At 67.0% G+C, this 15,014-nt stretch carries 13 protein-coding genes; 9 read left to right on the top strand and 4 right to left on the bottom strand.

The features are described from left to right. Positions 1–35 precede the first annotated feature (35 nt). From QX204_RS30050 to narI, 4 genes are read left to right on the top strand one after another with little or no spacing between them, the layout of a single operon-like run. Complete coding sequence (locus tag QX204_RS30050) at positions 36–3,722, top strand: nitrate reductase subunit alpha (RefSeq protein WP_301903840.1); 3,687 nt, start codon at positions 36–38, stop codon at positions 3,720–3,722. Further along, the gene (narH, locus tag QX204_RS30045) at positions 3,722–5,371 is read left to right on the top strand and encodes a nitrate reductase subunit beta (protein WP_301903839.1); all 1,650 of its coding nucleotides are present in this window, start codon (positions 3,722–3,724) and stop codon (positions 5,369–5,371) included. The genes QX204_RS30050 and narH overlap by 1 nt, the downstream gene beginning before the upstream one ends. Beyond that, on the top strand, positions 5,368–6,048 hold the full coding sequence (gene narJ / locus QX204_RS30040) for a nitrate reductase molybdenum cofactor assembly chaperone (protein ID WP_301903838.1): 681 nt from the start codon (positions 5,368–5,370) through the stop codon (positions 6,046–6,048). The genes narH and narJ overlap by 4 nt, the downstream gene beginning before the upstream one ends. Positions 6,049–6,064: 16 nt before the next feature. Continuing rightward, positions 6,065–6,796 (top strand): respiratory nitrate reductase subunit gamma, encoded by a 732-nt coding sequence (gene narI / locus QX204_RS30035; protein WP_301908154.1) that lies wholly within the window; start codon positions 6,065–6,067, stop codon positions 6,794–6,796. Position 6,797: 1 nt separating this feature from the next. Here the strand turns inward: narI and QX204_RS30030 are convergent, their stop codons facing one another. Further along, positions 6,798–7,328 carry an AMIN-like domain-containing (lipo)protein gene (locus QX204_RS30030; RefSeq protein WP_301903837.1) on the bottom strand — a complete coding sequence of 177 codons (531 nt, stop codon included), beginning with the start codon at positions 7,326–7,328 and terminating at the stop codon, positions 6,798–6,800. A gap of 136 nt (positions 7,329–7,464) precedes the next feature. Between QX204_RS30030 and QX204_RS30025 the strand changes: the two genes are divergently transcribed. Beyond that, on the top strand, positions 7,465–8,439 hold the full coding sequence (locus QX204_RS30025) for a dipeptidase (protein WP_301903836.1): 975 nt from the start codon (positions 7,465–7,467) through the stop codon (positions 8,437–8,439). Between the two features lie 51 nt (positions 8,440–8,490). On the opposite strand, the gene QX204_RS30020 is transcribed toward QX204_RS30025, so the two are convergent. Together QX204_RS30020 and QX204_RS30015 are read right to left on the bottom strand one after the other, a co-directional pair. Further along, entirely contained in the window at positions 8,491–9,519 is a 1,029-nt protein-coding gene (locus QX204_RS30020; RefSeq protein ID WP_301903835.1) for an NADP-dependent oxidoreductase, read from the bottom strand. A 126-nt stretch (positions 9,520–9,645) separates the two neighbouring features. Continuing rightward, positions 9,646–10,683 carry an AraC family transcriptional regulator gene (locus tag QX204_RS30015; protein WP_301903834.1) on the bottom strand — a complete coding sequence of 346 codons (1,038 nt, stop codon included), beginning with the start codon at positions 10,681–10,683 and terminating at the stop codon, positions 9,646–9,648. A 109-nt stretch (positions 10,684–10,792) separates the two neighbouring features. Here QX204_RS30015 and lpdA point away from each other — a divergent pair, with 109 nt between their 5' ends. From lpdA to QX204_RS30000, 3 genes are all read left to right on the top strand, one after another. Further along, positions 10,793–12,196 carry a dihydrolipoyl dehydrogenase gene (gene lpdA / locus QX204_RS30010; protein WP_301903833.1) on the top strand — a complete coding sequence of 468 codons (1,404 nt, stop codon included), beginning with the start codon at positions 10,793–10,795 and terminating at the stop codon, positions 12,194–12,196. A gap of 223 nt (positions 12,197–12,419) precedes the next feature. Further along, positions 12,420–12,920, top strand: coding sequence for a L,D-transpeptidase (locus QX204_RS30005; protein ID WP_301903832.1), 501 nt, complete (start codon positions 12,420–12,422; stop codon positions 12,918–12,920). Positions 12,921–12,972: 52 nt separating this feature from the next. Beyond that, positions 12,973–13,668 carry a polysaccharide deacetylase family protein gene (locus QX204_RS30000; protein ID WP_301903831.1) on the top strand — a complete coding sequence of 232 codons (696 nt, stop codon included), beginning with the start codon at positions 12,973–12,975 and terminating at the stop codon, positions 13,666–13,668. Here QX204_RS30000 and QX204_RS29995 read toward each other — a convergent pair. Then, positions 13,658–14,074 carry a winged helix-turn-helix transcriptional regulator gene (locus tag QX204_RS29995; RefSeq protein WP_301903830.1) on the bottom strand — a complete coding sequence of 139 codons (417 nt, stop codon included), beginning with the start codon at positions 14,072–14,074 and terminating at the stop codon, positions 13,658–13,660. The genes QX204_RS30000 and QX204_RS29995 overlap by 11 nt on opposite strands. Before the next feature lie 85 nt (positions 14,075–14,159). Between QX204_RS29995 and QX204_RS29990 the strand changes: the two genes are divergently transcribed. Beyond that, positions 14,160–14,999 carry an NAD(P)H-binding protein gene (locus QX204_RS29990; RefSeq protein ID WP_301903829.1) on the top strand — a complete coding sequence of 280 codons (840 nt, stop codon included), beginning with the start codon at positions 14,160–14,162 and terminating at the stop codon, positions 14,997–14,999. Positions 15,000–15,014 lie beyond the last annotated feature (15 nt).

The following is a 15,014-nucleotide window of genomic DNA, read 5'->3' as shown; positions in this document are numbered from 1 at the left end:
TCCCTGATCGGACCTCGTCGAAGGAGAGACACACAGTGGCATCTCGAGCGCGGATCGGTGGACCTGTCGAAGACCTGTTGGTACGCAGCGGCCGGTTCTTCACCCCCGGTGTGGAATCCGCGGACCTGCGCACTGTCAGCCGCGCCGGTGGCCGTGAGGGCGACATCTTCTATCGCAGCCGTTGGAGCCACGACAAGGTGGTGCGTTCGACCCACGGGGTGAACTGCACCGGGTCGTGTTCGTGGAAGGTCTATGTCAAAGACGACATCATCACCTGGGAGACCCAGGACGTCGACTACCCCTCGGCGGGCCCCGATCGCCCGGATTACGAGCCGCGCGGCTGCCCCCGCGGCGCCGCCTTCTCCTGGTACACCTACTCGCCCACGCGGGTGCGCTACCCGTACGCGCGCGGCGTGCTGGTGGAGATGTATCGCGAAGCCAAACGGCGGCTGGGCGATCCCGTGCTGGCCTGGGCCGATCTGCAAGCCGACCCGGATCGGCGGCGCACGTATCAAAAGGCCAGGGGGATGGGCGGTTTGGTGCGGGTGAGCTGGGACGAGGCGGTCGAGATGATCGCCGCGGCGCACGTGCACACCATCGCCGAATACGGTCCGGATCGGGTGGCCGGGTTCTCGCCGATCCCGGCGATGTCGATGGTCTCCTTCGCCGCCGGGTCGCGGTTCGTCGAGATGATCGGCGGGGTCATGACCTCGTTCTACGACTGGTACGCCGATCTGCCGGTGGCCTCGCCGCAGGTCTTCGGCGATCAGACCGATGTGCCGGAGTCGGGTGACTGGTGGGACGCCTCGTATCTGATGATGTGGGGATCCAATGTGCCGGTGACGCGCACGCCGGACGCCCACTGGATGGCCGAGGTGCGTTACCGAGGTACGAAGGTCGTCACGGTCAGCCCCGACTACGCCGACAACACCAAATTCGCCGACGAATGGATGCCGTGCGCGGCGGGCACCGACGGCGCGATGGCGATGGCGATGGGGCACGTCATCCTCACCGACTACTTCGTGCGCAAACGGGAGCCGTTCTTCGTCGACTATGTCCGTCAGTTCACCGATCTGCCCTTCCTGATCAGCTTGGTGGAACGCGACGGCCGCCTGGTTCCCGGCAAGAATCTCACCGCCGCCGATCTCGGCTCCGACGCCGAGAACGCCGCCTTCAAGCCGGTGTTCATCGACAGCGTCACCGGCGAGCCCGCGGTGCCGCACGGCTCGCTGGGCTTCCGGTTCGGGCCGGAAGGAGTCGGGAAATGGAACCTCGACCTCGGTGATCTGCAACCCGCGCTGACCGTCGCCGATGGGGGCGACAGACGGTCGGTGGTCGTGACGATGCCGCGCTTCGACACCGTCGACGGCCACGGCGAGACGATCGATCGTGGCGTGCCGGTGCGGATGGTCGCGGGCCGCCCGGTCTGCACGGTCTTCGACCTCATGCTCGCCCAGTACGGCGTGGCCCGGCCCGAACTGCCGGGGGAGTGGCCGAGCGGGTACGACGATCCCGGTTCGCTCTACACCCCCGCCTGGCAGGAGCCGATCACCGGTGTCTCGAGCGCGCAGGTGATCCGGATCGCCCGCGAATTCGCCGACAACGCCGTCGATTCCGGCGGTCGCACCATGATCATCATGGGCGCGGGCATCTGCCAGTGGTTCCACGGCGACGCCACCTATCGCGCGATCCTGGCGATGCTGCTGCTCACCGGTTCGATGGGCCGCAACGGCGGCGGCTGGGCGCACTATGTCGGGCAGGAGAAGTGCAGGCCGGTGACCGGCTGGTCCACCCTCGCGATGGGCACCGACTGGTCGCGCCCGCCGCGCCTGATGGCGGGCACCTCCTACTGGTACGCGCACACCGACCAGTGGCGTTACGACGGTTACCGCGCCGACGTGCTCGCCGCGCCGACCGGGCGCGGTCTGTTCCGCGACAAGCACACGATGGACGTGATGAGCTCGGCCGTGGCGATGGGCTGGACGCCGTTCTACCCCCAGTTCGACCGTTCGTCGCTGGACCTGGCCGACGAGGCGGCCGCCGCCGGCATCGACCCCGTGGCCTACACCGTCGACCAATTGCACAGCGGCAAGCTGCGATTCGCGGTGCAAGATCCGGACAGTCCGAAGAATTGGCCACGGGTGCTGAGTGTGTGGCGGTCGAATCTGCTCGGCTCGTCGTCCAAGGGCAACGAGTACTTCCTCAAACATCTGCTCGGCACCGGTTCCAATGTGCGCAACACCCTCGCGGGACAAGGGCAGCGGCCGGTGGATGTGGTCTCGCCCGATCCGGTGCCGGAGGGCAAGCTCGATCTGCTGATGTCGATCGACTTCCGGATGACCTCGACGACCCTGTTCTCCGATGTCGTGCTGCCCGCGGCCACCTGGTACGAGAAGGCCGACCTGTCCAGCACCGATATGCACCCCTTCATGAACGCCTTCACCCCCGCCATCGACCCACCGTGGGAGACCAGGTCCGATTTCGACGCGTTCGCCACGATCGCCCGCGCGTTCTCGGCGATGGCGGCGGTGCACCTGGGCACCCGCACCGATGTCGTACTGGGCACGTTGCAGCACGACACTCCCGGTGCGATGGCCTATCCCCATGGCATCCAGTCGGATTGGCGCGATACCGGCGAGGTTCCCGTGCCGGGCAAGACGATGGGGCCGCTGGTGGTTGTCGAGCGGAATTACGCCGCCGTCGCGGAGAAGTGGGCGGCACTGGGCCCGCTGGTCGAGAAGGCGGGGCTGACGACCAAGGGCATCACACTGTTCCCGGAGCAGGAGGTCGTCGAACTGGGACGACTGCACGGGGTAATGAATTCCGGTGTGGCGGTAGGACGTCCGGCGTTGGAGACGGCGGAGAAGATGGCCGAGACCATCCTCATGCTGTCGGGCACGTCCAACGGCAGGCTCGCGGTGGCAGGGTTCGAGGAACTGGATCGGCGCACCGGCAGGCACATGGTGGAATTGGCCGAGGGCAGCGAGGAACGTCGGATCACGTTCGCGGAGACGCAATCGCGGCCGGTTCCGGTGATCACGAGCCCGGAGTGGTCCGGCAGCGAAACAGGTGGACGCCGCTACGCGCCGTTCACCCAGAACATCGAATTCCTCAAGCCTTTCCACACCCTCACGGGGCGCATGCATTTCTACGTCGACCACGATTGGCTGGAGGAACTCGGCGAGGCGCTGCCGATCTACCGTCCGCCGCTGGATATGGGGAAACTGTTCGGCGAACCCGGAATCGGGGAATCCCGCGACGGCGTCGGTTTGGCCGTGCGCTATCTGACCCCGCATTCGAAGTGGTCGATCCACTCCGAATACCAGGACAACCTGCTGATGCTGTCGCTCTCGCGCGGGGGACCGACCATGTGGATGAGCCCCGGCGACGCGGAGAAGATCGGCGTGCGCGACAACGAATGGGTCGAGGCGGTGAACCGCAACGGTGTGCTGGTGTGCCGGTCGATCGTTTCCCAGCGCATGCCCGACGGCGTGGTGTACGTGTACCACGCGCAGGAACGGACCATCGACGTTCCGCTGTCGGAAACCACCGGAACCCGTGGCGGCATTCATAACTCGATCACCCAATTGCTGATCAAACCGACGCACCTGGCCGGCGGCTACGCCCAGACCTCGTTCGCGTTCAACTATCTCGGCCCGACCGGAAATCAGCGCGACGAAGTCACCGTGGTCCGTCGCCGTAGCCAGGAGGTGACGTACTGATGAAAGTCATGGCGCAGTTGGCGATGGTGATGAACCTGGACAAATGCATCGGCTGCCACACCTGTTCGGTGACCTGCAAACAGACGTGGACCAACCGCACCGGCACCGAATACGTGTGGTTCAACAATGTGGAAACCCGGCCGGGACAGGGCTATCCGCGCACCTATGAGGATCAGGAGAAGTGGCGCGGCGGCTGGACCATGAAGAAGGGCCGGTTGCGCTTGCTCGGCGGCGACCGTTTCAGCAAGCTTGCCAATATCTTCGCCAATCCGAAGATGCCGTCGATCGGCGACTACTACGAGCCGTGGACCTACGACTACGCGAACCTGACCAATGCCCCACTGGGCGATCAGGTTCCGGTGGCCGCGCCGCGCAGCCTGCTCACCGGCGAGCCGATGACGATCAAGGGCTCGGCCAACTGGGACGACGATCTGGCCGGGTCGCCCGAGATCCTCCCCGGCGACCCGGTGCTGGCGAAGGTGAGCGAGAAGGTCAAGGCCGATCTCGAACAGACCTTCATGTTCTATCTGCCGCGCATCTGCGAGCACTGCCTCAATCCGGCGTGCGTGGCGTCGTGTCCCTCCGGCGCGATGTACAAGCGCACCGAGGACGGGATCGTGCTCGTCGACCAGGACAAGTGCCGTGGCTGGCGGATGTGTATCTCCGGATGTCCTTACAAGAAGGTGTATTTCAACCACAAGACGGGCAAGGCCGAGAAGTGCACCTTCTGCTACCCGCGCGTGGAGGTCGGTTTGCCGACGGTCTGCGCGGAGACCTGCGTCGGTCGGTTGCGCTACATCGGGCTGATCTTCTACGACGTGGACAAGGTGCTGGAGGCGGCCTCCGTCGCCGATGAGCGAGATCTGTACGAGGCGCAGGTGAACGTGCTGCTCGATCCCGCCGATCCGGAAGTCGTCGCGGGAGCGCGTGCCTCGGGCATCCCGGACAGCTGGATCGACGCGGCACAACGGTCCCCGATCCATGCGCTGATCAAGGACTTCCGGGTCGCGCTGCCACTGCATCCGGAATACCGGACGATGCCGATGGTCTGGTACATCCCGCCGCTGTCGCCGGTGGTCGACGCGGTCAGCCGGGACGGGCACGACGGCGAGGACGTGGGCAACCTGTTCGGTGCGCTCGAATCGCTGCGCATTCCACTGGAGTACCTGGCCGGACTGTTCACCGCCGGGGATACCGAGGCGGTTGCCGTGGTCTTGCGCAAGCTGGCCGCGATGCGGTCGTACATGCGCGATATCAACCTCGGTCGTGAGCCAAGGGCGGATATCCCCGCGGCGGTCGGGATGACCGAGGAGAAGATGTACGAGATGTACCGGCTGCTGGCGCTGGCGAAAATCGAAGACCGCTATGTGATTCCCTCGGCCTACGCGGATCAGGGGCACCAGCTCGAGGAATCCGTGGCCGACTGTGCCCTGGACTTCGACGGGGGTCCCGGCATGTACGAACAGGTCTCGGGTCCCTTCGGCGAGACCAGCGGCAAGCCCGTTCCGGTCGCGGTGGAGACGTTCCACGCGCTCAAACAGCGCCAGACCAGCGAATCCACCGGCGTGAGCAGCGGCGCCCGGGTGAACCTGCTGAACTGGGACGGCAAGGGCGCCCCGGAAGGCATGTTCCCGGGCGGCCGAAAATGATGCGCGCACGCGCGGCCCGGCGCGCCGCCGAGCAGCGGCTGGTGTGGCAGGCGGCCTCGCTGCTGCTGGCCTATCCCGACAGCGAACACCGAACGCGACTCGAACTGGTCGGACAACTGTGCGCCCACCTGCCGCGCGAGCGGGCCGAGCCGCTGCTGCGGGTGGCCACCGATCTGAGCATGATCACCGAAGTGGCAGCGGCACAACAGTTCACCGAGACCTTCGATCTGCGTAGGCGGGCCACGTTGCTGCTCACCTACTGGACCGACGGCGATACCCGCAATCGCGGCATGGCGATGCTCGCGTTCACCGAGGCGTACCGCGGCGCGGGCGTGGAGCCGCCGATCGGTGAGGTCGCCGATCACCTGCCCGTCGTGCTCGAGTTCGCGGCCACCGTCGACCCCGTCGCCGGCGCCGCCCTGCTCACCGCATATCGGCGGGCGATCCACGCGATCGGACTCGCGTTGTCGGACGAGGATTCGCTGTATGCCCCGGTGCTGGCCGCGGTGATCGCCACCTTGCCGCCCGCGACCGAACAGGATCTCGGCTGGGCCCGCAGGCTGGTCGACGCGGGACCGGCCGCCGAATCGGTGGGGCTGGCCCCGTTCACTCTCACCGTGCCGCCGCGCCGAAGTGCGCACGACCGGGAACCCGCTGTAGCGAAAGGACTTCGGTGACATGGCAGCCAACGATGTGTCGGCGGGCGAGATCTATTGGGACATCGTCCCGTACGTGAGTCTGGCGATCCTGATCATCGGCACCTGGTGGCGCTACCGATACGACAAATTCGGCTGGACCACCCGGTCCTCGCAGCTGTACGAGTCGACGCTGCTGCGCATCGGCAGTCCGCTGTTCCACTACGGGATGCTGGTGGTGATCGTCGGCCACATCATCGGGCTGGTCATCCCGGAATCCTGGACCGACGCCATCGGCATGAGTCAGCACGTCTATCACATCCAGGCGATCGCGCTCGGCAGCATCGCGGGCGTCGCCACCCTCACCGGCATCGTGTTGTTGATCTATCGTCGGCGCCGCAACGGACCGGTCTTCACGGCGACCACAGTCAACGACAAGCTCATGTACCTGGTCCTGGTCTGCGCGTTGATCACCGGGCTGGCGACCACCCTGCTCGGCTCCGGCGCGATCGGGCCCGAACACAACTACCGGGAGACGGTGTCGCCGTGGTTCCGTTCGATCTGGATCCTGCAGCCGCGCGGTGACCTGATGGCCGCGGCGCCGCTGTCGTTCCACATCCACGTGACGATCGCCTTGATCTTGTTCGCGATCTGGCCGTTCACCCGGCTCGTGCACGCCTTCAGCGCACCGTTCAGCTACTTCTACCGGCCCTACATCGTCTATCGCTCCCGGACCGACGCCAAGCCCGAAGAGCTGATCGGCTCGCGGCCGCAACGGCGGGGTTGGTGAATCACCAGTGGTGGGCGACGTCGACGACCACCCGGGTGGGGTTGTCGAGGGTGCTCACCCGGAACGGCAGGCGGGCGCGGACACCCAGGCCGAAGGTGGTCTGGCCTTCGAAGGAGCCGGCGAACGCGGCTTGGCGGAAGGTCGGATAGCCGTTCACGCCGACGAGCTCGGTGCGGCTCGGCGGGTTGTAGGTGCTGTTGCCCGCGTTGTCGTAGGCGGGGGCCAGGACGGCGATCTGCAAGAACGCGCCACCGCGGAGCGGGACCGCCGCGCCGGAGCCCTCCTGGGTGACCGTGCCGACGTAACCGACGCGGTAACCGGCGGTGGGCCCGGACAGATCGATGACGAGGCGGTCGAAGCACTCGTGGCGGCCCGCGCGGACGTCGGCGACGGTGGCGCCCGAGTAGTTCGAGCTCGAGGTGTCCTGTGAGCCCCAGGCGAGACCGCAGGAGGACGGGGTGGCGGACGCGGGCAGTGCCGACAGGCCGAGGCAGGTCGCGAGGGAAGCGAGGAGGACGAGGACGCGACGCATGTCGCACCACCTTTGAATCAGGCTCGGGGTCGGGGATGCAGTACTGACATATCGGACGAATAAGACATCGCGTTAGCGCCTGTTCGGCGTCGAATACGCCGCGAAACGTACGATCACAGGTCACGATCAACCGGAGGTGGATGTGTTCCTGTGGGAGCAGCACTGTTGTCTGCCGTTGCGGCCCACAGCCAGGGTCGCGGAGCTGGCTCGATACCCGGCGGGGTCGTATCTGTCGGTCAACGTCGGGTACTCGGCGCAGACCAAGGATGATTCGCTGGCCTTGCTGCGGCAGTTCCGGGACGAGGCAGCGGCGGATTCGCGGTTCCGGTTGGTCGACCGAGTGGGCGATGTCGGTGCGCCCGGGGCGATCTCGTTGGCCTTCGACCTCGAGGATTCCGGGCCGCTCGACGGTGATCTCGACAATGTGGAACTGTTCTACGACCTCGGCGTTCGCTCGCTGCTGCCCACCTACAACCACGCGAACGCGGCGGGCTGCGGCTGCCTCGACAGCGACGACACCGGGCTGACCGGATACGGAAAAGACTTGGTGCGCAAGCTCAACGAGGTCGGGGTGTTCGCCGACGGCTCGCACTGCTCGCGCCGCACCGGCCTCGACATCGCCACCCACACCTCGGTTCCGATGATCTACAGCCACTCCAATTTCGCCGCGCTGTGGGACCACCCGCGCAATATCACCGACGAGCAGGCGCGCGCGTGCGCCGCCACCGGCGGGGTGATCGGCATCAACGGCGTCGGAATCTTCCTCGGCCACAACGAGCCCGCCGCGCGTGCTGAGCGGGTCGCGGCGACCGCCGACCACATCCGATACGGCGTCGACCTGGTCGGGATCGACCACATCGGGATCGGGTCGGACTATTCGTTCGACGGTCAAGAGTTCAACGACGAGATCCGCGACAACCCGGGCGCGTTCTCCGACTCGTACACGAAATGGGGCCCGCTGCAATGGACCCCGCCCGAGGACCTGCTCGGCGAATCCGACGTGCCCGGTCTGGACGAACTCCTCGCGGCCCGTGGCTTCACGCCTGCCGAGCGTGCGGCGATCTTCGGCGGCAACTTCGCCAGGGCAGCGAGCCACGTCTGGCGTGAGTGATTTTTCGCCCCGCCGGACCGAGGATTCCGGTGCGCGGCGGGGCGTTCGGGTTCAGGCGAGGTGGACGAGCATCTTGCCGGTGTTGGCGCCGGTAAGAACGCCGAGGAAAGCAGCGGGCGCCTGGTCGAGTCCTTCGTAGACGGTTTCGGCGGTGCGCAGGGCGCCGTCGGCGAGCCAGCCCGCGGCCTCGGCGATGTACTCGCCGAAGATCGGGAAGTAGCTGGTGACCAGCATGCCGCGCAGGGTGATCTCCTTCGTCGCCGCGAGGTAGAGATCGGGGGTCTGCCCGGTGGTGGCGCCGTTGTAGCCGCTGATCGCGCCGACCAGGGCGATCCGGCCGTGCTGGTTGAGCGCCTCGATGGCGACCTTCAGGTGTTCGCCGCCGACGCTGTCGAGGTAGACATCGATCCCATCGGGTGCGGCCGCCGCGAGCTGACCACCGAGATCGCCTGCCCGGTAGTCGATCGCCGCGTCGAAACCGAACTCCTCGAGCAGCTTTCGGGTCTTGACGGTGCCACCGGCCGAGCCGATCACCCGCTTCGCGCCGAGCGCCTTGGCGATCTGGCCCGCCACGCTGCCGACCGCTCCCGCGGCAGCGGAGATGAACACGGTGTCGCCGGGCTCGACCTGGGCGACGTCGGTGAGCGCGGCGTAGGCGGTGAGTCCCGTGGTGCCGAGCACGCTCAGGAAGTGCTGCGGTGCGGCGAGTTCGGGATCGATGGGAGTGGCGGTCGCGGCGTCGACGATGGCGTGTTCGCGCCATCCGGCGAAGTGCGTGACCGTGGCGCCGACCACGATGTCGGCCGAGCGGGAAGCGATCACCTCGCCGATCGCCGAACCGTCGAGGGCCGCGCCGATTTCGAAGGGCGGGATGTAGGACGCCTTGTCGTCCATGCGGCCGCGCATGTACGGATCGACCGACATCCAGGTGTTGCGGACCAGGATCTGGCCCTCGGCGAGTTCCGGCAGCTCCCGCCCCACCAGGGCGAAATCGCCTGCGACCGGTGCGCCGTTCGGGCGGGCGGCGAGGTGGATCTCGCGGGTGGAGGTGGGCAGTGCGCGGGTGGCCGTGTTCGACATGATCGAGCCTTCTTTCGAGGTCAGCCGGTGTTTCTCGCCGGTGATGACTACGTTATGGCGGCCGGGACCCCGCTCCGAGGTCCGCGGACGCCACCACCCGGTCCGTTCACGCCATGGTGGGCGCGCTCACCCCGCGCGCGCAGCGGTCGGGGTGGTGCCGGTCCATCGGTGGAAGGCTTTGCGCAGGGCGCGGTCGTCGGTGAAGGCGAGGCGCTGGGCAATGGTGGCGGTGCTGTGGCCTCGGTCGAGCAGGATTCTCGCGCGTTCGTGGCGGAGCAGGTCGAGCTCGTCGCGCCAGGACGTGCCGTGTTCGGCGAGATGACGTTGCAGGGTGCGCTGGCTCATGGCAAGGCTTTTCGCGACGCGGGGCAGGGCAGGGTCGCCCGCGTCCAGAGCCGCGCCGAGGGCGATGCGAAAGGCATCGAGGGGGTCGGCGATCGGGCGGGCGGAGGCGAGGACCAGGTCGGCGTGGCTGCGCATCAAGTCGGCCAGCATCGGATCCGCGCGGGCCAGTGGTGCGTTGGCGTCGTCGGCGTGGAAGGTGATCGAATCCGCCTCGGCCTCGAATTCGATGTCGGCGGTACCGAATACGGCGACCAGTCCGGCGTGGTCGGCCGGTGCGGCGTGGCTGAAGCTCACCCGGATGGGCGCGAGCGGGCGGCCGATCGCTTCGCGCGCGCGGCGCAGGTAGTAGGCGAGCACGTATTCGTTGACCACCGAGGCCACCGCGGGATCATCGGCCGAGGTCCGATAGCCGATGGTGAGATCCCCGTCGCCGGACAGGTCGAAACCCTCGGTCGCCGCGGTCACCAGGCGGTGATACGGCTGGGCCGCGCGCAGCGAATCCGCCAGTGTCTCGCCGGTTGTCACCAGATAGTCCCAGGTGTTGAGCGAGCCGAGCGGGGCGGCCGCGGCGATCGCGGCCCCCGAACCCGCACCGGGTCGCGCGTGCGCGATCAACTCCCACAACCGGAGCAGCGAACTCATCGGGATCCGGTTGAGCTCACCGCGCAAAACCACCTCGTCGGTACCGGTCACGCGGGCCAGCTGGTCCTCGGCCGCACCCGCCTGCCTGGCTGCTTGTACGAGCAACCGGACGAGATGGGTCGACGCCGTGCCGTCGAGTCGGCTGCCGATTCCGCCCGCCGATCCAGCACCGCTCACCCTTTCGACAGTACTGGCGCCACAGCGGCCAGCGGCCGGTCGAGGGCACATCTCACCTATAGGGGGGACGGGTGGGTGAACTCCTCGAAACAGAGTTAGGCTCGATGGCGTGACTTCCCACTACGATGTCGTCGTTCTCGGCGCTGGTCCCGGCGGATATGTCGCCGCGATCCGTGCCGCTCAACTCGGCCTGCGAACAGCGATTGTCGAGCAGAAATACTGGGGTGGCGTGTGCCTGAACGTGGGCTGCATCCCGTCCAAGGCACTGCTGCGCAACGCCGAGCTGGCCCATATCTTCCACAAGGAGGCCAAGACCTTCGGCATCTCCGGTGAGGTCAGCTTCGACTTCGGTGCCGCCTTCGATCGCAGCCGCAAGGTGGCCGACGGTCGGGTCAAGGGCGTGCACTTCCTGATGAAGAAGAACAAGATCGACGAGTTCGACGGTCTCGGTACCTTCACCGGCCCGAACTCGATCGACGTCGCCCTCACCAAGGGCGGCGCCGAGACGATCACGTTCGACAATGCCATCATCGCCACCGGCACCACCACCAAGCTGCTGCCCGGCACCCAGCTCTCCGAGAACGTGGTCACCTACGAGGAGCAGATCCTCACCCGTGACCTACCGGGCTCGATCCTGATCGTCGGCGCGGGCGCCATCGGCATGGAGTTCGCCTACGTCCTCAAGAACTACGGCGTCGACGTGCGGATCGTGGAATTCCTCGACCGCGCGCTGCCCAATGAGGACGCCGACGTCTCCAAGGAGATCACCAAGCAGTACAAGAAGCTCGGCATCACCATCTCCACCGGTGCGGCCGTGCAGTCGATCGACGACGACGGCTCCAAGGTCACCGTCCAGATCAAGGACAACAAGTCCGGCGCGATCGAGACCGTCACCGTCGACAAGGTGCTGCAGGCCGTCGGCTTCGCGCCGCGGGTGGAGGGCTACGGCCTGGAGACCACCGGTGTCGCGCTCACCGACCGTGGCGCCATCGAGATCGACGAGTACATGCGCACCAACGTGGCGCACATCTACGCGATCGGTGACGTCACCGCCAAGCTGCAGCTCGCCCACGTGGCGGAGGCGCAGGGCGTGGTCGCGGCCGAGACCATCGGCGGCGCCGAGACGATGCCCCTGGGTGACTACCGGATGATGCCGCGCGCCACCTTCTGTCAGCCGCAGGTCGCCAGCTTCGGTCTCACCGAGCAGCAGGCCCGCGACGAGGGCTACGACGTGAAGGTCGCGAACTTCCCGTTCCAGGCCAACGGCAAGGCGCACGGCCTCGGCGATCCGACCGGCTTCGTGAAGCTGATCGCCGACGGCACGCACGGCGAACTCCTCGGTGGGCACCTGATCGGGCCCGACGTCTCCGAGCTGCTGCCGGAACTGACCCTCGCCCAGAAGTGGGACCTCACGGTCAACGAGGTGGCCCGCAACGTGCACACCCACCCGACGCTGAGCGAAGCGGTGCAGGAAGCGATCCACGGCCTCGCGGGGCACATGATCAACTTCTGAGATATCGGCCAGGGCCGGGTGCGCGAATCGCGTGCCCGGCCCTTTGGTTTCTTTTCGGTCTTTTTCCGGGCGTTGATTTGGTGAATCACGGTCTGTGGCCGATGATCGACATCACCTCCAGGTAGTTGTTCCACGCTCGTGTTCGACATTTTGTGTTCCATGAGATGGTCCCCTCACCCGGGCAGGCTCGCGGGTGGCGGGCACGGTTGAGAGGCTACGACTGATGAGCAAGAGCATTCTCGGTTGGACAGCACGGATCGCGGCAGCAGCCGCCGTCGCTGTGGCCGGATTCGGCACGGTGACACCGGCCGTCGCGGAACCTCTTTTCCCCGGTGGGCCGGACATTCCCGGTGTTCCCGCCATCGTTCCCACCGCATCGCCGTGCCCGGTCGTCGAAGCCAGGGCGTGCCTGCGGCTGTCGACGAACGAGGCGTGGCTGGTCGACAACGGCCGGGTGATCTTCGGACCTACGCCGATTTCGCACGGGATGGCCGGATACGAAACGCCCCCCGCGGTGACCAAGATTTCCTTCAAGCGGGAATTCCACTGGAGCACGATGCACAATGCGCCGATGCGATGGGCCACCTTCTTCAACGGCGACATGGCATTCCACGTGGGACCGGTCGATTCGAAATCGCACGGCTGTGTGCGGATGACCGAGGACGGCGCCCACCGTTTCTTCGATTACCTGAAGCCGGGCGACATCACTCAAGTTATCGCGTAGCTGCGCCGGTAACTCACCGGGCCGAGCAGCCACGGTGAGTTACCGTCTGTCCATGCGTCGTTGGCTGGTGGGTGGGGTTGTCGGCATCGTGGTGGTTTCGGTGGTGGCGGTCGGCCTGTACGTGCTGATGAATTCGCGGACCTATCAGGTGGCGGGGCGGCTGGTAGATCGGGTCGAGACCGACGAGAAGGTTGTCGCGTTGACCTTCGACGACGGCCCTACCGCGCGTACCCCGGAAGTGCTGCGAATACTGGGGGAATCGCAGGTTCGCGCGACCTTCTACCTGGTCGGCGACAACCTGGCAGCCCATCCCGAATACGGTGCGGCGATCGTGGGAGCGGGCCACGAGATCGGAAATCACTCCTATTCGCACCGGCGCATGGTGCTGGTCTCCGGTGACACCGTGCGTGCGGAGATCGAACGCACCGACGACGAGATCCGCCGCGCCGGGTATCCCGGGCCGATCACGTTCCGCCCGCCCTACGGCAAGAAACTGTGGGCGCTGCCGCGGTACCTCGCCGACCACGAGCGCACCACCGTGACCTGGGACGTCGAGCCCGATTCCGCGGGCGGCGCGGCACGCTCGGCCATCGTCGCCGACACCCTCGCCCAGACCAGGCCGGGCTCGATCATCTTGCTCCACGTCATGCACGGCGCCGAGTCCCTTGCCGCGGTCCCCGAGATCGTCGACGGATTGCGGGCGCAGGGCTACCGATTCGTCACTGTCTCGGAGCTGCTCACGCGTTGAGCTGGTCCTGGCCGACGACCCCGGCCCGGTGGTAGCTGTCCTGTGCCGCGCGGACGGTGTCCATATTGGATTCCAGTACGACGATCAGCGACCGCAGATGGTCGGCGACCTGCGCGCCCAGCTCGGTGAGGGTGTATTCGACGCGGGGCGGGATCGCTTCCAGTACTTCGCGATGAACCATGCCGTCGCGTTCCAGCGCCTGCAGGGTTTGCGACAGCATGCGCTCGCTCACGCCGTCGACCCGGCGGCGCAGGGCGCTGAAGCGGACGGGACCGTCGCGCAGCGCGACCAGGGCCAGCACACCCCACCGTCCGGCGATGTTCTGCAGGACGGGACGAGAGGTGCAGTTACGCGCGAAGACGTCGGCTTCCAGCGTGGGGTCGTGGTCTGCGGGCGGCTCTGGCATGACTCCATCGTACCCACTTGACGCAAGTGCCCACCAAAGGCATAGTGCTTACTAATAGTTAGTACTTGTATCGCTGGAGGTAGCAATGACCGTGGCAGTGACAGCAGCAGGCGGACAGCTCGGCCGACTGGTCGTGGAGGCCCTGCTCGCCGCAGGGGAGCGGCCCGTCGCGATCGCGCGCGATCCGCAGAAGGTGGCCGACCTGGCCGCACGAGGAGCCGACGTACGGCAGGCGTCCTACGACGATCCGGCGGCCCTCGACGCCGCGCTGGTGGGTGTGGACCGGGTGCTGCTGATCTCGGGCAACGAATTCGGCTCTCGAATTGCCCAGCACACCAACGTCATTCGCGCCGCTGAGCGTGCGGGCGTCGAACTGCTGGCCTACACCAGCATCCCCCGTGCCGACAGCAATCCGATGCTGCTGGCGGCCGAGCATCGAGGCACCGAAGAGGTGCTGGCCACCGCCACCGTGCCGACAGTGCTGCTGCGCAACAGCTGGTACTGGGAGAACTACGACGGCGCCGTCGCGAACGCGGCGGAGTCCGGTGTCCTGCACGGCGCGATGGCCGCCGGTCGCGTCTCCGGCGCCGCACGGGCCGACTACGCCGAGGCTGCCGCGCGCGTGCTCACCGGCACGGGCCACGAGGGTCGCGTCTACGAACTGGGCGGCGACGAGGCGCTGACCGGCGCTGACCTGGCGGCCGCGGTCACCGAGGCCAAGGGCTCCATTGTGCGCTACGCGGACCTCGCCGAAGCCGACTATGTGGCGGCCCTGCGCGCGGCCGGCCTCGACGACCAGATCTCCGCCGCCCTCGCCGACGCCGACGCCCGCATCGGCGAGGGCCTGCTCGAGGTGAACACCGGCGATCTGACCAAGCTCCTCGGTCGTCCGGCGACCTCCGCGTCCACGGTGTTCGCGCGGTAGTCGCCGCCCTCGTGC

It is taken from the genome of Nocardia sp. PE-7, from assembly GCF_030486425.1.
Classification (GTDB): Bacteria; Actinomycetota; Actinomycetes; order Mycobacteriales; family Mycobacteriaceae; genus Nocardia; species Nocardia salmonicida_A.
The sequence above is the reverse complement of the archived record's forward strand: the minus strand, read 5'-3'. Positions and strand labels throughout refer to the sequence as shown.